We start from the raw sequence: 19,480 nt of genomic DNA, 5'->3' as shown, positions 1-19,480 counted from the left end.
TTTATTCCTCAGCCTTATTTAATTTCCAAGTAGCTACGACAGGAAGTGTATTATCCAATAAGTGTTGACGGCAAAAATTACGTCGAATTTTACCACTTGTTGTATGAGGCATGGATTTGAGTGGAATCAGAACTATGTGATGAATTTCAAGTTGATGTGTTTGATAAACAAGCTCAAAAACAGTATTGAATAACCCTTCCTGTTCGTTAGGTTCCATAAAACGATTTTTTACTTCACACATCACAGTAAGTTCATATTCATGCTCGGTTTGTGTTACAAAAGCAGCACACTTACCAAGAAGTTTATGTACCGGATGATGCAAAATAGAGTATTCAATATCTTGCGGATAATGGTTTTTGCCATAGAGAATAATTAAATCTTTAATACGACCCGTGACATAGAGTTCCTCTGCATGAATGAAGCCTAGATCGCCTGTCCTTAAGTATTCTTGATGTGTCGCATCATTTTTGATTTTTCCATGAAACGCATGCTTTGTTTCTTGTTCTTGCTCCCAGTAACCATGCGCTACACTAACACTTTGTACCCAAATTTCACCTACTTGATCATGAGTGCAAAGAGTCAAGGTGTCAGGATCAACAATTTTTACTGTTTGAATCAACTTCCCACAACCGACTAAGCTATGGCTCTGAGGACTTCCTTCTTCAGCAAAATGTACGCGATGATCTTGATAGTGCTCTTTGGCTAAATTTAGCGTGTTGTAAGGAGTAAAAGGAGAGTGACCCGTTACAAATAAAGTGGCTTCTGCTAGACCGTAGCAGGGATAAAAAGCATTTTTATTAAATCCATAATCTTTAAATGCGTGGTAAAAATGTTCCAGAGTTTCTTTGCGAATGGGTTCTGCGCCGTTAAATGCAATCCCCCATGAGCTTAGGTCTAATCCTTGTTTTTTTTCTTCTTTAATCCGTTTGACACAATAATCATAAGCAAAATTAGGACTACCACTAATTGTTGCCTTGTATTTGCTGATATTTTGCAACCATGACAGAGGATTTTGTAAAAAAGAGAATGGAGACATCATAAAAACAGGAAATCCTCCATAAATAGGCGTCAGAATACAGCCAATTAATCCCATATCATGATGAGGAGGAAGCCAACTAAAAAATATTGTTTCATCACTCATAGCATAAGCGCGGTATATCTTATGTGAATTATCGAGTAAATTATTATGGCTTACTATCACTCCTTTTGGATGCATGGTAGAGCCTGAAGTATATTGCAAGAAGGCGATGGTATCTTTGTTAATCTTAGGGGGGCGCCACTCAGTACTTTGTGTTAATTTTATTTCATCGATGGTGATGCATGGTATGTTATCAATATGAGGTACTTCTTCTGGGCCTGAATCACTAAATTTATTCACATGATCTGAGGTCATAATTGCAAATGTTGGTTTTGCATTACTAATAATTCGGTGTGCTTTTTCAAGTAGTTTTTTTTGAGCAGGGGGATGAATGGGGACAGCAATGCATCCTGCGTAAAGACAACCAAAAAAAGCCTGAATGAATGGAAGTCCAGGAGAAAATAACAATAAAATTCTATCTCCAGGTTGAGCACCGCGAGTTTGTAATACAGCAGCAATCGCTCGAGCCTGCTGATCCAAATCAGAATAAGTCATTTTCTCTTCTAAATCTTTATTAATAAAAGTACAACTTACTTGGTTTGGAGTATTTTGAGCTCTAAGTCGGACAACATCGACTAGAGATGGACAGTGGATTATTTCTTTATTCATCTCTATCCTTAATTCGTATGATATTGCAAAACTTGTCCCGCATAAGAGAGTCCTCCACCCACACTCATCAGGAGTATCTTTCCAGGTCTGTCAAAAATTTTTTCTTCTACTGCTCTTGCTAAAGAATAGAGAATAGATGCGCCACCGATATTACCAATGGAGTCTGCGTCCCATATAATTGTTTTGTTCATCATATGGTGTTCTTGAAGAACTTGAGTAATTAATTTGCGATTTACTTGATGAGGAATAATCCAGGTGATGGATTTTCTATCTTCCTCTGTGGGCAATAAATGAGCTAACATTTGCTTGTATTTACTATAGGCGAGTTCTTTCATGAGTGTTTCATCACCGACTAGATGGTAACCTATCGTATCTAACTGTTCTGTTGTGGGTGGAAAAACACCTTGGGTCGTAAACGCTTCAACATATTTTCCATCAGTAGAAAAAAAGGTTTTTTCAACGGAAAATGCACCCATTTCACTTTTTTCCAGAAGTAGAGCTGCAGCACCATCAGCCAATCCAATCCATGTTTTTTCATTTTCAGGGTCGATAACTTTGGATAGTGTTTCAGCACAGCTAACCAGCACATTTTCATAGCCAAGAGTCATTAAAGCATAAGCAAGATGCAAAGTAGATAATGAAGTGGAGCATCCCGTTTTTAAATCGTAAGCTGGAGCATCAATTCCTAGATGTCCCAAAACCGCAGCCGCTTGTGAGCCTGTGAAACGTTTATTTGTTGTAGAGCCCAATAAAAAAGCATGAATTTTAGAAGTATTATTATCTGTAATTAGCTTTTGTACGGCTGAAGTGGCTAGGGACTCAGCAGTTAACTCCCTTGACTTATCCATAGCTTCCCATGGTTTATGGCACCAATAGCGAGAATAAAAACCGAATTCCTCGCCAATTTTTTCGGCAAACTTTTCTAAAAAAGATAAAGACTTATCTGATGTTCTTGGAAAGTTTTGTAAAATTTCTAGATTAGAAATCGGTGGAGAATTAGGTAGAACTCGAGATGTGGCGCTAACATCAAAACGAATATTTGGTCGCAAAATAACCATAATTTACCCTTATTATATCTTTTTTAAAACGACTGACTCATGTGTGTTCCATTATAGCCTTTTTTTTTAAAATTGACCTAGATAATTACGAGGTGTATATTTTATATAATTTTATTTGAAAATGAATAAATATGTCTTCATTGTCCGCAGATAGAACTGCGATGAAATGGATAGAAAGTCTAATTGACGAGCATAGTTTTATTCCATTGATTGCGGAATATGCGCCCGATAATCAATTTCATGTACGATATGGTGCTGAAGTAATTACAGGTTTAGCTAAAGTAAATCAAAGGCCTGTCGCCGTATACGCTCATAATAATTCAGTGAATCGCGGTTATATTACCAGTCAAGGTGCTCGAAAAATTATCCGATTAATGGATAGAGCTAAAGATTTACGTATCCCTATTATTGCATTTCTTGCTTCTCCAGGTATTTCTTTAGAAGAAAATTTATTAAGTGGTGATGGTTATACCCAAGTTATTGCACGTAATATCAATTTATCAGGACTTATTCCGCAATTTGCTATTCTTGTTGCGCCAACACTTGGTGCACCTGCTTATTCTGCAGTATTAATGGATTTGCTTTTTTTTAACAAACATCGCAGTTATTTAATGGTAACTAGCCCTATGGTCGTACAGCAAGCAATTGGGGAAAAAGTAAGTATGGGTGATCTAGGTGGTACGGCCATGCATGCGAGTACAACTGGTTTGGCTGATTTTGTGGATGACAGCTTAGTAGCACAAATAAATCATGTGAAAACGATGCTTCATTTTTTTCCTTCACATAATTGTATGCATCCACCCATACATGCTGTTCTTGAACCATTGCATTCGATGCCTACTATTCCTGCCGATCCTAGAGTTCCCTTTAATATGCTTGAATTAATCCAAGCCATTGTCGATAACTCTGATGTTTGGCAATATAAAAGTGCCTATGGTCAAGCAATGATTTGTGCTTTTGTCCATATTCACGGATATGCAGTGGGTATTGTTGCGAATCAAAGTATTCGTTTTAGTGGTGCAATTGATTCTGAGGCGGCACAAAAAGCCTCTAAATTCATTCGTATCTGTGATGCTTATCGTATACCGATTCTCACGTTAATTGATGTTCCAGGATTTATGCCTGGAAAACGTGAGGAACAAAAAGGGTTACTGCAGCATGGGGCTCGCTTATGTACTGCAATGCAAACTCGAGTACCAAGGATGAGTGTTGTTGTGCGTAAGTGTTATGGAGCCGCCGCATTTTTAATGATGCAAACCGTTTCCCAAAATGGAGATTTAGTTTTAGCTCTGGAAACTGCAAACTTGGGAGTTATGGGTAAAGAAACGACTAAAAAAGTTCAGCATGTAGATGGTCAAGTAGCGACTGAGGAGCACACGTCAGAAACTTTAGCTCTTAATCCCTCCTTAATAGATGCTTTTGCTTCCGGTTTAATCGATGAAATTATTACTCCCAATCAAGTGCGTGGACGTTTGGCACAACATTTAGAATACTTATACCTTAAGATGGATAATTTGAACGACGCAAGACATTCTATTGTGTAGTTTAGGGCGTTGTTTGGAACACTCTTGTGCTGACAATTTGTCGACTTACCTTGTTATTTAAGGAGTATAATGCCTTCATATACTAAGCTGATGCAATTAATTCACTCTTTTGAAGCTTATTTAGGTGATCCTGAAACTCAAAATACCCCCGTTAATTTTAAACAAAGCTTAGCTTATGATGAGCAAGAGCTACTTGCTTGGCCGCAAATCAGATTCATTCAGCAATGGAATTTTATGGAGTATTTAATTCCTGCTGAACTGGGAGGAAAGCTGGATTCGCTTGATTCTATTTATGTTTTGATTAAGTCAATTAGTAGGCGGGATTTAACTACCGCAATTGCAGTAGGTTTGCCTTTTTTAGGCGCTTTGCCTCTTTGGTTGGCTGGAACTATAAAACAACAGCAAAAAATAGTTGCGCTTTTTCGACGTGGTGACATTGTGGCCTTTGCTTTGACTGAGGAGGAGCATGGTTCAGATGTTATGGCTAATGAGGTAGCGGCTAAAGCTTCTCATGATGGTTGGCAATTATCTGGAAAAAAATGGTGTGTTAATTTTGCCACATTAGGCCATGCTGTCAGTATTCTTTGCCGTACTCATGATAAAGGTGGCCCATTAGGTTTTTCAGTATTTCTTTTAGATAAATCTGTTGTGGGGTCTGGATTTACTCCCACACCCAAGTTAACTACTTTGGGAGTCAGAGGGTTAGACATTAGTGGTTTTTCTTTGGATAAAGTGTTTTTACCCCAAGATGCGCTGGTAGGCAAAGAAAAACAGGGTTTAGAAATCGCCTATAAAATATTACAAGTTTCAAGGGCATTATGTGCTTCTTTTTCTGTGGGGACTGCAGACACAGCGTTACGCCTCGCTCTTTCTTTTAGTTTGCAAAGATCTTTATACAGTAAAATTGCTTATGAAATTCCTGTAGTGAAACAACGATTAGGGGAGCAATTTACTCAATTACTTATTGCTGATTGTATGGGGCTAGTCATTGCACGCGCAGGCTCAGTAGCGCCTCAAAAATTATCTTTCTGGTCTGCAATTATAAAGTTCCTCATTCCTAAAATGACCGAAGACATTGTTGAAGAATGTGGATTAGTTTTGGGTGCTCGTGCCTATTTACGCACCACTGAATGGGCTATGTTTCAGAAAATAAGGCGTGATATTAAAGTAGTTGGATTATTTGATGGGAGTAGTCAAGTTAATTTATCTTTAATTGCATCCAGTTTATTACCCCAGGCACGAATGAGAGGAAATTGTCTAGAAAATCAACTCATGCTACTGGAGCAAATTTTTGATCTTAAAAAAGGATGTCCTGCATTTAACATCATTGATTTGGGTCTTTTTATGCATGAGGAAGATAATATTTTTGCTGGGTTAAGTATCTTGAAATCAGAACAACTTACCCCGCTTATCATTGCTATTCGTCATGAAATTGATAGACTTGATCAACAGATAATGCATTTGCAAGAACAAAAAGAATTAGAGCCACGTAGTTTGACTGCTTTTCGTTTGGCAGAACAATATTGTTGGGTTTTTGCTGCCAGCTGTTGTTTGCACTTTTGGTATTTTAATCAGGAATTACTTTGTAAAGAATCCCTCGATTTTGATTGGATTCAATTGGCTATTCAGTTAATTCTTAATAAACTCCATGCAAATTCAAAAATAGACCCGAGATTGCAAGAATCTATGGCAAAAAAATTATGTGTTTTTTATCAACAGAATAAATTATTCTCAGTGCTTCCTGCACAAATACCCGATTAAATAGATAAATTGGTGGAGTCTTGAGTATGAACTGGAAAAGAATGTTAATTGCGGCAATGACCCAAAAAAAGTATCAAGCTTTTATTGAGGATACCATGCAGCCTGAACATGCTCGGAAACGATTATGGACTCAAGAAACGGTGCCTTTATTGCAACAATCAGCCTATTGGCAACCTTTATTACATCACAAGCAGAATGTTCATTTAGATGATTTTCCGATTACGGTTTATGAAGATTATCAAAAAGAGCTGTTAGCAGCACAACAAAGCCTTATTCAGCCTTTTAATGGGGAAAGATTAATATTTTGGTCAGAAACTTCAGGTACTTCTGGAGTAAGAAAGTTTTTTCCAATCACGGCTTCTTTTCAGAAACAATTTCAGCGCACAATGGCCCCTTATATTTATTCATTAACGCAACGATTTCCTGGTTTTTTTAAAGAAAAAATTCTCTATCTTGTTGCTGTAGATGCTCATAAGAACTCTGCAGCGGGTATTCCTTCAGGTTGGATTAGTAATTTTAATTATCGCCATTTACCTTCCTTTATTAAACGTTTTTATGCAATGCCTGATGAAGTATTTGATAATGCTGGGGTTTATGAGCAATGGTCGGCGCTGTATGCATTAGCCTATGATCTTAGTGCATTTTTTGCGGTTACACCTATGGTGATCGATGCTCTTTTTGAGCGTTGTGTTAATAATTTTCAGCAATTTTTACCTTATTTATTGGGTGAAAAAGCAGTTCCTGATTTTTTGTCACCTATTCGTATTAATAATAAGCGAAGGCAGTATTTGCGTCAGCTCGCACAAGGTTCTCCAAGTACTTTTAAAGAATTTTGGCCTGCAATGAATTTTGCGGGATGTTGGGCTTCTGGACTTTGTGAGTATCCTGCACAGCAATTACAACAACGCTTAGGAGCTGGGGTCTGCTTGGTTGATGGAACTTTTTCAGCTACTGAAGGATGGCTTACTGTTCCTATAGATAATCAACTTGGCGGAATCTTACATCCTGGTGCACATATTGCTGAGTTCATTGAGGAAGGTAAAGAGATAAATCAGAACAATCTCTTGCAATCTTGGGAGTTAGAACAAGGAAAGAGTTACGAGGTTTTTTTAACCACGGCGATGGGATTTGTTCGTTATCAATTAAAGGATGTATTGAAATGCACAGGTTTCTTAAATAGAGCGCCTAGACTTGAATTTTGCTATAAAACGCAGATGCTTAAATTGGAAAGTTGTTCCATTACAGGACAGGAATTACTGAAAGTACTCGACGATGTCTCTTTTGAAATGGCTCCTCATTGGTATTTTGCGCGTAATCTTTTAGGAAATAGGATCGTTTTAGTAACTGATGATACGGTTGAAATACCCGATTCCCTATTAATTAAATTGCATGAAGGACTAATGCAGGTTAATGAGCCTTATGCACATAGTGTTGTTGTAAAAGAAGTTGTTCCTATGGTTTGGTTGAAGTTGCCACTCAAGCAATTATTAGCAGATAACCATGCACAAACAAAACCTAGATTAATTTCGCAACAAGTTATCCGAGAGGTATGATTTGAGAAGTAATCGATTTAATATGAGATAAAAAGAAGTTTCACCAATCCTATTTAAAGGTAGATATTTATGGTTGAGAAAAAAACTAAAAAAGCTCCTCGCAAAACAGAATTAACGCTATCTCTTTTAATAGTGAGCGATGTAATCTCTATTTTATTGAGTTTGATGCCTGGTGTTGCTGCATTTAGTTTAACTGGGTTATTTATTTATCACGGTTACGCACATACATGGTTGGTATTACCTTTCGCGCCATTTGTTTTTTTTGCTTCATTTATTATTATTATCACAGCGATTAGGTTATGTTTACCTACTCTAAAACCAGGACGATATAAGCGTGAGCTTAGTAAAATGATGCTTGCCTGGTTTTGCCATTTTGCCCTGTCTCGCTCTGCTAAAATTTGGGGTCTCAATCCTTTATTCCAGTCATTTCATTGCATTAAGTTTTTTTATTGGCGAGCCCTGGGGGCAAAAGTTTCTTTTCAAATTATGAATTCGTTTGATATCGATTTTGTCGATTGTCCATTGATTAGTATTGGGAAAAATGTCACTTTGGCAAGTCAGGTGTCAATCAGTTGTCATTCTGATATTGGTGGTTTACTTCTTTTATCTCCTGTAGTCATTGAGGATAATGCTTTTATTGGTGTGTCTACTGTCGTTGGACCTGGAACAACCATCAAAAAAAATTCCTGGATAGGATATGGAAATGTATTAATAAATCAACTTATTGAAGAAAATACTCGCGTTGAAAGTGTGAACCGTAAAGCAAGTGATATTGATAATTGATTCATTGATATTGTATAAAATTCATCTTAATGACATAATTTTTCTCTGTAAGGGATATATCCAATCAACTGAGTTGAGTTAATATGCTAAGTAAAAGGGAACGTTTTCAGCAATGGCGCGGTATTAAATCGGATGATGAGCTCCAGATTCTGGAGATAGCGCTACTTATCAGTGAGTATGTGAATTCTGTAGATAAGCTAGAAGTAATCAAAACTGAAGCTGAATCTAAATTTAAAGATTTTGATCAGGATAATTCTCGTTCTTGGGCCACGGCGGTCTTTACCAAATTATTTATAGATGAAGCAATCGCACAATTACCAGAGACCGCTGCTCAAGAAAAAGAATTACTTATTCGCTTAAGTACTACATTGACTCAATTGTATGATAATTGGAAAAAAGATACTGCGCAAAATATTACCATATTAATTGAAACAATTGAAAAATTAATCACCATAGAAAACGTACCTTTTACGGATAAAAAACAGTATAAGGCTTTTATTTTTTCTTCTTATATGTTGTTTCATATTATAAGACTGTCACTGAATGAACTTGATTGGTCGATGCAAATGGTGGCGTCTCTTATTATTAACATTGAACAAATGAAGCTCAAGATTGCCTATTTTTTAGAAAAAGTCGAAGAAAAGGAGCATCAATTAAAACAAATAGAGCAAATAGAAATAGGATCAGATAAAGCTGAAGATGATCCATTAAAATCGATTAAATTACTTTTAAATAAGCGTTATTTTAAAGTATTGAGCCAAACGCCTTTACTTCGTGAACGTCCACAATCAGCTATTCTTTATCCCATAGAAACAAAGCCGAAAAAAAAGGATATTTTGACAAGTCTTGTTGCATTTGAAGAGGATATAGATAGGGTTTCTTCAGGTATTGAAAATTTAATTGAACTGAGAAATAAAAAGGCTGAAATTGAAGCAAAGATAGAAAATATCAACAAGTTAATTTCAGCAGCACAAGATAATGATCGAAAAATTACTGGAAGAAAATATTTTCTCGATTTTATATCGAGTTATCCGCAATTATATGAAACTCTTTTAGAGAATACTGAAGGAGTCGCAAAATTACAATTACTTGAAAAGAAAGAGCAATTAGAGATAGCGATTGCGTCCCCTGATTTGTCTTCTGGAGTCGTTAATGGGCTTTCTTGGGTAGTTTCGCCGCTTACTATTGCTTATCGAACAGCTACACCGCAAATGATTCAAGATGTATTTTCATCTACGTTACCCGCTACTTTAGATAGCGATTGTAAAACCAAATTAAAAGAACTGGCACAAATGTGTATGTCTGATTTGCAAAAGCAATTAGAGAAAAAAGAAAATCAAATTATTGCGATAAATAATCGGTTTTTTAATCAAGATGAAAAGATTAAGCAGCTCCTTACTCATGAAAGTTCGGAACAACTCGTTGTTTTACAAAAAGCAAATGACGCGCTAAAAGAAGCTGTACAGGCAAGTAGTAAATTAGTGGTTCATATAAAAGAGAATTTACATTTTCTTAGTGATCTTAAGAGCAAGAGAGAGACATTAAAGGAGTTTATTCATTTACATGATACTATTTTGGTCAAAATTTATAATTTTCTATCGCAATTTTTTTCTTTTTTTAAAACAGAAAAGGTAAAAATGATTGATGAGGCATCTACTTTGAAAAAGCAAGTCAATAAACTTGCGGCGGAGTATCAAAACTCAATCGATCAGGAAATATTCCAAATGGAGCAAAATCCTTTTTTTGATGAAAAGATTAAAAATCATATAAGGAGACGTATTAAAGCTGAAGATCGAGACATGAACCTGGAAAAGAAAAATTGTATTGTGCCTGATAAACAAAATGTGCGTTTGCTGATGGATAGTTTGTCAGATTTATTTGCTAAAAAAACCTATCCTGTTAAGGAGCATTTAGAAGAAGCGCAAAACACAAAAGATGTGGTTTTGGTATTTTAAGAGGCCAAAGTATTCCCTATCCAAATCTGACTTTTTCTCATGAATTTCTAACTTGTGACTAAGAGGCAGGCCGAAGATCTAAGCCTGCATCCTATAAGACTTTTCAACAAATATGTGCAAAAATTATTCGACCTGGAAGAGTGAATGATGTATATTTAAGTATTATGAATAAATTTTTAACACAAAATGTTATCCTCTTCAGACGCTAGGGCTCATATAAAAGATACCAATTCATCATTTCGGGCGTTATTAAGTTCGTTGATAAATGATGACTCGGTGTCAAGTATTTTAATTGGGGAAACTCATAATATTAGTCCTACTGTGGACGCTATTTTATCCAATTTGGATCTTCTCGCTAACTCACCACGCCGTATCATAATCATTAGTGAGAGTTTAAATCAAGCAGAAAATGCTGCCTTAAAAAGCGCATTAAAAAGTGCGATTAAAGGGAATGTTAATCCACTGAAAAAAGCATCCTTTTTAAAGGAAAAGTCAATAGATACCTATGAGTTGATTTATGCTTCTTTCTCTGTGGGAGTAACCGTATTAGGTGCAGAAAATAAAAAATCAAACCCTTTTAGTTCTTATAAAAGCAAAGAGATAACGCAAAAAATTATACGAAAAATGGAGGCGTATCAAAAAAGCCCCGAACGTATTATTGTTACTAACAGTGAGTTTTCTAAACTAATCAATAGTTTTTGCAGTAAAGATACTCTGCCTATCTTTATAGGAGGAGGTGCTCATATTGTGTCCTTGAACTCAAAAAATAAGCTTTATGATCTAGGATTACAGGGTAGGATAAAAGATAGTGTATCAATCTATTTAAACGAAGATAACTCGCCCTCAATTACATCTTCTTTTTCCTATTCTGCTCCCGATAGAGAATTAACTGGCCAATACGATTATATGGTTTTAACCAATAAAAAAGAACTTTATAAAAATAAATTTGATAGTATCGAAGATTTGAATGCTAAAATTGATTATTTAATTGAAATTTTGGACAAGTTGATTAGCAGCCATATTTTTTTCCCAAAAAATTTAGTGTTTACTTTACGAGAAGAATTAGATCCCATTCTTCAAGCTTTTCAGGAAAGTGCTCAATGCGAATGTTCTTTTAAATCTTTGCCAACTGTATTGGAAAATGTTTTGAAAGATAAAAACAGACCTAAAGAAAAATCTTCATTTTTTAATAAATGCCATGCCTCAGGGCCTCATTATTCTCAAAAACAATTATCCTGTGCTATTCGTGATGATTTGTCTGAATTTTTAAATTCTATTTCAAAAACGCTCTAAGCTGATAATTTCGGTTTTCTATGATTCATTAGGTTGCATTGTAAGGTGTAAAAATTATGGGCGGATGCAAGCCCGATACGTTTCTATTGCAGAATCGGTGGGTAGCTATTGTGCGAGAGCCGTTGCCAGCTCTTGTATTTGCTATTTGTTGTATATAACCAGCATGGAAAAAATGTATCGATAGCTGCTCTCAAAAATAACTTGTGAAAGTGTTCACTGGACTTGAACAATCCTGGTTTTCTATTTTCGACAGAACCGTGGATGAAGGGTGTGAGAAAAATCGGTTCATTTCTGAGTTTTGAGTTCTCATGGGACAAATACCTTTTTCTGATTTGGAATGTCCTAATAAACTGAGAGGATTGGTTTCTGGCTTTGGTAAAGCATGCAATACCCCAGGTGCTTTTTGCGCTAAAACATCAGAAAACATCATCTTAGGATCATCAGCAAAAACAGTGCCTATTACTTTATTTTTTTCAGAAACAGCTAAAAAATCTTGAATTAAATCCTTATCCGTGAGCAAGGAAAAATGTTGAGGCAATTGCTCTAAATTATAAACCCTCTCATTTTCTGCATCCACGATTCCAATTTTAGCGAAAAGATCTATATAATATTGAAATTCAATAAGACCAGGGCGCGGTCCATGAGCTGCAACAAGGATAGCCCGGGTGGCGTGCAAGTCTAATCCTTGTTCATCTATCCATTCTTGCGTAATATCATTGAATCGAGACAATTGAATTTTTGTAACGAACTCTTTGTTGTACTCTAGTGAGTTGCTTATGTTGCTTAAATAACTAGAATATAACTGTATAATCCCTTCGATATTCCATTGCGGTTTTTTGCTCATGATCTGTGAAATAAAATCAATAGATTGTTTCAGAATTGAAAGTTGATGATTGCTTGTTTTATCATGGGCAGGGAATTGATGATGGATTTCTATTAATTTGTCGTGAATGAAGGTCAATTTTTCAAATTTTTGTTCTGCTATCTGAGAGTTATCATGCAGTAATTCTAAGAGCAGAAGTGGGATATGACTAATTTGTTTTATTTGATTATAAGCACTAAAGCGTGACTCGACTAGTTCTTCTGCTACTTTTGTATATTCTGTATGACTGCTATCTGCTTTATGTAAAGAAAGAATACCTTCTTTAAAAATAATCACCCAATCGACTGATTCAAGTCCTGATTTTGCTTTGAAATGGTGGTTTAAAAAGTCAGAATTTAAGTTTTCTAATTGGATAGCCATATTTTCTGGAAGCCCCAAATTAATCATACTACTCTTTTCTTTAGTCATATAATGCACTCAATTTTCAAATAATGGCATTGTATCTGATTAAAATTAAGACAATGTTAAATCTAGAAAGGCAAAGATATTCGACGTATCTAAATAACATAGCCTATTGAAAGTATGGAGTTAGATTATTATCGACCATAGCGGCTTTTGTCATCCTGACTCATTAAGTTAATGGGGCCAAATCAAGTGATTCTTTAAAGAGTATCCTTTATTATGCCAATAAAGTAAGCTCAAATAAAATGCATAGCAATAAATTTGACCAAATTGTTTTTTTTTACTATATCCTATATAGGATGATTTATTTTCTCTATAAAAATGACGAATAAAGCAAAGGTTTTTCATGGTAAGCATGGGGTATATCAGCAAACAAATTTTTATGGCCAAAGTGGGGGGTCTGTCCCAAAATTCAGGAGTGAAGTGCATCGTACTAGGGAAGAAAGACGGTTAAGAGATGAAAAAATGTCTTTTATCGAAAAGATCGAGACGTGGACAGGAGAAGCTGTGAAGGAAAAGATTCTACTGGATTTTTATTCAACACTGGCTAATACTCCACCGAGCAGAATTGCTTTACAAAAAGAAGATCATTGCAACAATCTTATTAAAATGCATTTTACTCATGCAGGGAATGACGAGAATGTCGTTGTTGAACTAACGGATGTTTACTCTCAAGCATTGCCAAAGTATGGAACTTTCGATGATGATAAATATCATATTACCTTTATGAGTAAAATGCTGAACAATTATTCCGATTTGGGTTCAGATTTTGTCAACTATATTGAAACACATCATAGACCCCGAGAGTTTGTTATCAAAGATGGAAAGGAATATCCTCTCGATGGGCTTATGGAAATTGCTGCCATAGCAAAAATATTGGGGGATCCTGATTGGTTGGGTGGTTCGGGGGGAAATACAGGATTTGTCATTAAAACTGAACAAGATGGCCATGCAAGAGCAAAAGCGGTAATTGTTGATGCAGGAATGGGGCTTCCAGACCATCCTATTCGTCAAGGTCCCGAATCGAAAAATATTCAGATAGGTAATGCAGCCCCAGCACAGTTCGACATCCATTTCGATCATTTAACAGGAAGCCAAAAAAACAGTTTTATTGGTACCTTATATAAATTTATTAATTGTGACAATTTGGATACTTTAATTGAATTCATAGTGAAAAGAGAAGAGGCTTTTAATTCACAGAAGGATGTGCGTGGAAATATCATAACATTATTGGCGGATGCTGATGCTGAACAAATGATAACCAAAATTAAAAATAACCTTGAAAGACTGAGTCAGACTTATAGTGAAGAGTTGGCACTTTATAAAGCATCAACTAATCAATCTGAAACTATACTTATCACCGATTTTAATATTGTTATTCCTGAATCAGAAGCTGAGCAAGTAGCCGTTTCGAAACCAGAGCAAGTAGCCGTTTCGAAACCAGAGCAAGTAGCCGTTTCGAAACCAGAGCAAGTAGCCGTTTCGAAACCAGAGCAAGTAGCCGTTCCGAAACCCGAGCAAGTAGCTGCCCTGGAACCATTGCGAGTAGCGGCTCCGGAACCAGAGCCCAGACAAAATCCCCCTGCTAGACCGGCTAATAACAGCTCATGGTGGCCTATGTTGAAAACGGGAGCTGCGGCATTAACTTTAGGAGCAACGATAGCTGCTGTCGCATATATTGGTAGTAGATACTCCCGTAGTAATAATATTTAGGGCTTTGTTTCCAAGCTTATACTAGAGTTTATTCAAAATTTAGGAAGCTCTATAGCTTGCAGGTATCTCTAAAGATTCATTTTAATCATCTCATAGCATGGCATGTTTGATTCATAGACATCGTTTCAATTAAAGCATAATCTCATGTTCTATGAATAAACAAGTTATTCAAGAAAGAGAATGGGTTAATTTATACATTGAAACTCAAGATGCAGGCTATGTTTGCCGTAGATGGGGCATATCTCGGCCAACGCTTAGAAAGTGGTATCTCAGGTATTTAGAGGAAGGTGAAAAAGGGTTAAATGATAAAAGCAAACGACCTTTAAGCTCTCCAAATCAAAACATATTAATTGGTAATGGATCTGCATATTCAGCGTAATATGGGTGCCAGAAGTATTCAAACTGAGTTGATGAGGTTGCGCGATGTTTTTTCTTTAGCCACGATTCATAAAATTCTTATAATCCATCACGCTAAACTCCTTAAAAGTTAAAAGTTAAAAGTTAAAAGTTAAAAGTTAAAAAAAAGAAGAAATTTAAGTACTATAGAGGCCTATTTCTGGTGACCGCATCCAAATGGATACTTGTTTGCTCATGGTATCTATCAATATACGGCGATTGATGATTGCTCACGCTGGTATGTATTAGAGATTTACAAAAGGCGTACCGCTGCTAATACCTTGCGTTTCTTGATTTAGTTTAGAACAATTTTCTTTTGCCATTCAACGTATTCAAACAGATCACGGCTGAGAGTTTGTTGCTGTTAAGGTGCAAGAAAAGCTAATGAGCTTAAGCATTAAATTGAGGCCTAATAAACCCTGTTATCTGACCAGGCTATACGACAATAAAAAAGACTGGATAGTACTAAGTAAGTACAAGCAAAATAATATGTACTAAATTTGAACAAGTGCTTTTTTTTTACTATATAGTACATATGGTGATTTATGTTTCTCTATAAAAATGACGAATAAAGCAAAGGTTTTTCATGGTAAGCATGGCGCATATCAGCAAACAAATTTTTATGGCCAAAGCGGGGGAACTGTCCCAAAATTCAGGAGTGAAGTGCATCGTACTAGGGAGGAAAGACGGTTAAGAGATGAAAGAATGTCTTTTATCGAAAAAATCGAGTCGTCGCCAGGAGAAGCTGTGAAGGAAAAGATTCTACTGGATTTTTATTCAACACTGACTCCTACTCCACCGAGCAGAATTGCTTTACAAAAAGAAGATCATTGCAACAATCTTATTAAAATGCATTTTACTCATGCAGGGAATGATGAGAATAACGTTCTTGACATAATGGAAATGTACTCTCAAGCATTGCCAAAGTATGGAACTTTCGAGGATGATCAATATCATATTACCTTTATGAGTAAAATGCTGAGCAATTATTCCGATTTGGGTTCAGATTTTGTCAACTATATTGAAACACATCATAGACCCCGAGAGTTTGTTATCAAAGATGGAAAGGAATATCCTCTGGATGGACTTATGGAAATTGCTGCTATAGCAAAAATATTGGGGGATCCGGATTGGTTGGGTGGTTCGGGGGGAAATACAGGATTTATCATTAAAACTGAACAAGATGGCCATGCAAGAGCAAAAGCGGTAATTGTTGATGCAGGAATGGGACTTCCAGACTTTCCTATTCGCCAAGGTTCCGAATCGAAAAATATTCAGATAGGTGGTAATCAACCGTTCTATATCCATTTCGATCATTTAACAGAAAGCCAAAAAAATAGTTTTATTGGTACCTTATATAAATTTATTAATTGTGACAATTTGGATACTTTAATTGAATTCATAGTGAAAAGAGAAGGGGCTTTTAATTCACAGAAGGATGTGCGTGGAAATATCATAACATTATTGGCGGATGCTGATGCTGAACAAATGATAACCAAAATTAAAAATAATCTTGAAAGACTGAGTCACACTTATAGTGAAGAGTTGACACTGTATAAAACATCAACCAATCAATCTGAAACTATACCTATCACCGATTTTAATATTGTTATTCCTGAATCTGAAGCCGAGCAAGTAGCTGTCCCGAAACCCGAGCAAGTAGCTATTTCGCAACCCGAGCAAGTAGCTATTTCGCAACCCGAGCAAGTAGCTATTTCGCAACCCGAGCAAGTAGCTGTTTCGCAACCCGAGCAAGTAGCTGTTTCGCAATCCGAGCAAGTAGCTGTTTCGCAACCCGAGCAAGTAGTTGTTCCGCAACCCGAGCAAGTAGCTGTTTCGCAACCAGAGCAATTATCGGCTCTGGAACCATTGCGAGTAGTGGCTCCGGAACCAGAGCCCAGACAAGATCCTCCTGCGAGGCCAGCTAATAACAGTTCATGGTGGCCTATGTTGAAAACGGGAGCTGCGGCATTAACTTTAGGAGCGACGATAGCTGCTGTCGCATATATTGGTAGTAGATACTCCCGTAGTAATAATATTTAGGACATTGTTTCCAAGTTTATACTATGGAGTTTATGAAAATTTAGGAAGCTCTATAGCTTGCAGGTACCTCTAAAGAGGCATTTTGATCACCACAACCAGTCATAGCTTCTTGTTTTTGACGTTTTATGGCAATGCATGCATCTTATCATCAAGAATGTGTTGATATCGCTGTATTCAGACCAATTGCTCATCTTATATTTTTGTTTTGGGATGGGATGTTGAGTATATACTCTTTTTAACCCAGAAAATTAATACGGTTCTTTTTATTTGAGCTGAGAAAAAAAGCCAATCTCCTGAATAAAAAAAGTAATTCTCTTTAAATATAAAATCACTTGATTTTTATGATCGATATGTTTAAAGTTCGATCAACTTAACGTCATTAAGGAGGATTTAAATGTTAGGTTTTTTTAATCAAGAGAATAGATGGCGCGCCACGATGCAAGTTGTTAATGGTTTTGCTCTTGCACTAGCCGCTTATGAGATGATTAACAATCCAGAAACAATCTGGGAAAATGGTTTTGAAATAGCAATGCTTGCATTGAATGTCATTACGTTTCAAGGTAATGATAATGCTTTGACAAGTATTGGAAATGCAGCACTTAATTTTTCAAGTCTAGGTGCAATTTATGGATGGGTTGCTTCGGGTAGCTCTTCACGGTCAGTGATGGTTAATGCGGGAGAGACGCTTTTACATGTAACCAATGCTGTAACCAGTGTTTGTTATAGAACTGACAATATGGTTAAGCACGAAAATACAACTCAAGCTCCTTCTATGTAAAAAATGGAATATAAGGGTGTTTCCCTGTTCCCGCTCGGTCTGAGGAGGGGCAAAATGTCCCGTCTCGAACTGAGCTACCCCCTTGATCTATTCTACACTCGGATCGTTCGGCCTGATGAAGCGCAAAGTGCTCTCGCTTAGCCGAATGGATATTAAACTTGGATCAATTATTCTTTTCAGTATTTTAAGGTATTCATCAATCAGTCGTAATTATATTTTTGAGCTATATTAAACGTATGGGATTTGAATAACTATAAGAAGGACAAATCATGGGCTCTATTCTGCTATTCGTTTTAGCAGTAACAACAAATTATTTGCCGCAGCTGCCTTTGAGGCTTTCTCAAACACAGTCGATTATCGATGATCTATTTATTAATGAGTCAACTCCTTTTCCTGGTCCAATACAAATCAATGAACAGTCCTTAAATGAGATCAAGCTCATGTTGAATCATGAAGCGCCTAATTTAAATCCTTTAGTGATTAATAAAGTGCTTACAACTTTAAGGTGCGTGGATCAATATAATGTAGATCATAATAATATTTTAACGATTATTGATTATTCCCTTCCTTCAAATGAAAAACGTTTATGGGTGTTTGATTTAAAAGCAAAAAGATTGCTGTTTTATACTTATGTATCCCATGGTATTAAGTCTGGTGCTTTAATGACCAATTATTTTTCCAATAAATATAATAGTAAAGCAAGTAGTATAGGCGTTTATCAAACACAGCAGGCTTATTATGGCCGAGATGGGCTTTCCTTACGCTTAGATGGTTTGGATAGGAGCTTTAATGATAATGCCTCTAATCGTGCTGTAGTGATGCATTCCGGATGGTATGTTGAGGAAAGCTTTATTAAAAAATATGGAAGACCTGGGCGTAGTTGGGGGTGCCCAGCACTTCCTTTGGAAAATTCCCAAGCAATTATCAATACTATAAAAGATAAGTCTTTATTGGTTATTTATTATCCTAGTGATAGATGGTTTGCCCAATCAAAGTTTTTAAATTGTGATAAAGCCTCTATACCTCAATATGCAAATAATCAAACGGTGCAGATACCAACTGTTGCTCCTGATGATCATCGAGGTGCTATTTTATTTGTAGGTAGCGGTTATAAAGGAAGCAAGCATGCGGAAAGCAAGCCAGTGGCGGTTATTTCAGCGGATGATTATGCACAAATATTTCATATAACAGCACCGCTAACACGAATGTTACGTCGTCAAATCGATCATCAGGAATACATTGCATTGAGTACGGACGAGCTAAGTTATTTAGCGAAAAACAGTGTGCAAGTTCCAGGACAAGATAATGAACTCAGTCATATTTATTTTGTTATCCCTGTTCTTAAAGTGGTTCGTGGCGGATATTACGAAACGCAAATGCAAATTGTCAATTTAGGTAAAATAAAAGAAGTTAAAGTCAATGGTGATTCTGCTCGCGAAAATGCTCCTGCTACTAGTTATACCGTTTATTTTGAAGGAAAACCTGCTGTTAGTTTAAATGCAAGTAATGAGTTTATCCGCTGGGTGGGTTTATAGCTCTACGCTATTTTTTGCGAGGACGTAGTGCAGCTA

14 protein-coding genes are annotated in these 19,480 nt (G+C 36.4%); 11 read left to right on the top strand and 3 right to left on the bottom strand.

All coding sequences use genetic code 11. The annotated features are described in order from the left end of the window. Window position 1 precedes the first annotated feature (1 nt). Both Lsan_RS05330 and Lsan_RS05325 read right to left on the bottom strand, forming a co-directional pair. On the bottom strand, window positions 2-1,747 hold the full coding sequence (locus tag Lsan_RS05330) for a fatty acyl-AMP ligase (RefSeq protein ID WP_058513473.1): 1,746 nt from the start codon (window positions 1,745-1,747) through the stop codon (window positions 2-4). A gap of 8 nt (window positions 1,748-1,755) precedes the next feature. Next, window positions 1,756-2,805, bottom strand: coding sequence for a 3-oxoacyl-[acyl-carrier-protein] synthase III C-terminal domain-containing protein (locus Lsan_RS05325; protein ID WP_058513472.1), 1,050 nt, complete (start codon window positions 2,803-2,805; stop codon window positions 1,756-1,758). A gap of 131 nt (window positions 2,806-2,936) precedes the next feature. On the opposite strand from Lsan_RS05325, the gene Lsan_RS05320 reads away from it, so the two are divergent. The 6 genes from Lsan_RS05320 to Lsan_RS05295 all read left to right on the top strand — a co-directional run bounded on the left by Lsan_RS05320 (window position 2,937) and on the right by Lsan_RS05295 (window position 11,694). Beyond that, window positions 2,937-4,349, top strand: coding sequence for an acyl-CoA carboxylase subunit beta (locus tag Lsan_RS05320; protein ID WP_058513471.1), 1,413 nt, complete (start codon window positions 2,937-2,939; stop codon window positions 4,347-4,349). 69 nt (window positions 4,350-4,418) lie between these two features. Further along, entirely contained in the window at window positions 4,419-6,110 is a 1,692-nt protein-coding gene (locus Lsan_RS05315) for an acyl-CoA dehydrogenase family protein (protein ID WP_058513470.1), read from the top strand. Between the two features lie 26 nt (window positions 6,111-6,136). Continuing rightward, window positions 6,137-7,663 (top strand): GH3 family acyl-acid amido synthetase, encoded by a 1,527-nt coding sequence (locus Lsan_RS05310; RefSeq protein ID WP_058513469.1) that lies wholly within the window; start codon window positions 6,137-6,139, stop codon window positions 7,661-7,663. 69 nt (window positions 7,664-7,732) lie between these two features. Then, complete coding sequence (locus Lsan_RS05305) at window positions 7,733-8,446, top strand: hypothetical protein (RefSeq protein ID WP_058513468.1); 714 nt, start codon at window positions 7,733-7,735, stop codon at window positions 8,444-8,446. An 83-nt stretch (window positions 8,447-8,529) separates the two neighbouring features. After that, entirely contained in the window at window positions 8,530-10,401 is a 1,872-nt protein-coding gene (locus Lsan_RS05300; protein ID WP_058513467.1) for a hypothetical protein, read from the top strand. Between the two features lie 276 nt (window positions 10,402-10,677). Further along, window positions 10,678-11,694: a hypothetical protein gene (locus Lsan_RS05295; protein ID WP_237762044.1), complete on the top strand. Its 1,017-nt coding sequence runs from the start codon at window positions 10,678-10,680 to the stop codon at window positions 11,692-11,694. A 190-nt stretch (window positions 11,695-11,884) separates the two neighbouring features. Here the strand turns inward: Lsan_RS05295 and Lsan_RS05290 are convergent, their stop codons facing one another. Further along, a complete protein-coding gene (locus Lsan_RS05290) occupies window positions 11,885-12,985 on the bottom strand; it encodes a hypothetical protein (protein ID WP_058513466.1) in 1,101 nt (366 codons plus the stop codon). Window positions 12,986-13,402: 417 nt separating this feature from the next. Here Lsan_RS05290 and Lsan_RS05285 point away from each other — a divergent pair, with 417 nt between their 5' ends. The 5 genes from Lsan_RS05285 (at window position 13,403) to Lsan_RS05265 (ending at window position 19,444) form a co-directional block, all read left to right on the top strand. Beyond that, window positions 13,403-14,692, top strand: a complete 1,290-nt coding sequence (locus Lsan_RS05285; RefSeq protein ID WP_157068286.1) for a hypothetical protein — start codon at window positions 13,403-13,405, stop codon at window positions 14,690-14,692. A 151-nt stretch (window positions 14,693-14,843) separates the two neighbouring features. Further along, entirely contained in the window at window positions 14,844-15,071 is a 228-nt protein-coding gene (locus Lsan_RS05280; protein ID WP_083505082.1) for a helix-turn-helix domain-containing protein, read from the top strand. A 680-nt stretch (window positions 15,072-15,751) separates the two neighbouring features. Continuing rightward, window positions 15,752-17,131 (top strand): hypothetical protein, encoded by a 1,380-nt coding sequence (locus tag Lsan_RS05275; RefSeq protein WP_133134305.1) that lies wholly within the window; start codon window positions 15,752-15,754, stop codon window positions 17,129-17,131. A gap of 394 nt (window positions 17,132-17,525) precedes the next feature. Next, entirely contained in the window at window positions 17,526-17,909 is a 384-nt protein-coding gene (locus Lsan_RS05270; RefSeq protein ID WP_058513463.1) for a hypothetical protein, read from the top strand. A gap of 269 nt (window positions 17,910-18,178) precedes the next feature. Next, complete coding sequence (locus tag Lsan_RS05265) at window positions 18,179-19,444, top strand: murein L,D-transpeptidase catalytic domain family protein (protein ID WP_058513462.1); 1,266 nt, start codon at window positions 18,179-18,181, stop codon at window positions 19,442-19,444. Window positions 19,445-19,480: the final 36 nt, after the last annotated feature.

It is taken from the genome of Legionella santicrucis (assembly GCF_001468135.1).
GTDB lineage: Bacteria > Pseudomonadota > Gammaproteobacteria > Legionellales > Legionellaceae > Legionella > Legionella santicrucis.
Note: the sequence above shows the minus strand (reverse complement) of the source record. Positions and strands in the feature narration are given on the sequence as shown.

Excerpts from the sequence above, each read along its gene's own strand:
- Lsan_RS05290 (WP_058513466.1), bottom strand. The coding sequence starts at position 12,985 with ATGACTAAAGAAAAGAGTAGTATGATTAATTTGGGGCTTCCAGAAAAT.
- Lsan_RS05310 (WP_058513469.1), top strand. The coding sequence starts at position 6,137 with ATGAACTGGAAAAGAATGTTAATTGCGGCAATGACCCAAAAAAAGTAT.
- Lsan_RS05280 (WP_083505082.1), top strand. The coding sequence starts at position 14,844 with ATGAATAAACAAGTTATTCAAGAAAGAGAATGGGTTAATTTATACATT.
- Lsan_RS05300 (WP_058513467.1), top strand. The coding sequence starts at position 8,530 with ATGCTAAGTAAAAGGGAACGTTTTCAGCAATGGCGCGGTATTAAATCG.
- Lsan_RS05320 (WP_058513471.1), top strand. The coding sequence starts at position 2,937 with ATGTCTTCATTGTCCGCAGATAGAACTGCGATGAAATGGATAGAAAGT.
- Lsan_RS05330 (WP_058513473.1), bottom strand. The coding sequence starts at position 1,747 with ATGAATAAAGAAATAATCCACTGTCCATCTCTAGTCGATGTTGTCCGA.
- Lsan_RS05325 (WP_058513472.1), bottom strand. The coding sequence starts at position 2,805 with ATGGTTATTTTGCGACCAAATATTCGTTTTGATGTTAGCGCCACATCT.
- Lsan_RS05265 (WP_058513462.1), top strand. The coding sequence starts at position 18,179 with ATGGGCTCTATTCTGCTATTCGTTTTAGCAGTAACAACAAATTATTTG.
- Lsan_RS05305 (WP_058513468.1), top strand. The coding sequence starts at position 7,733 with ATGGTTGAGAAAAAAACTAAAAAAGCTCCTCGCAAAACAGAATTAACG.
- Lsan_RS05270 (WP_058513463.1), top strand. The coding sequence starts at position 17,526 with ATGTTAGGTTTTTTTAATCAAGAGAATAGATGGCGCGCCACGATGCAA.
- Lsan_RS05315 (WP_058513470.1), top strand. The coding sequence starts at position 4,419 with ATGCCTTCATATACTAAGCTGATGCAATTAATTCACTCTTTTGAAGCT.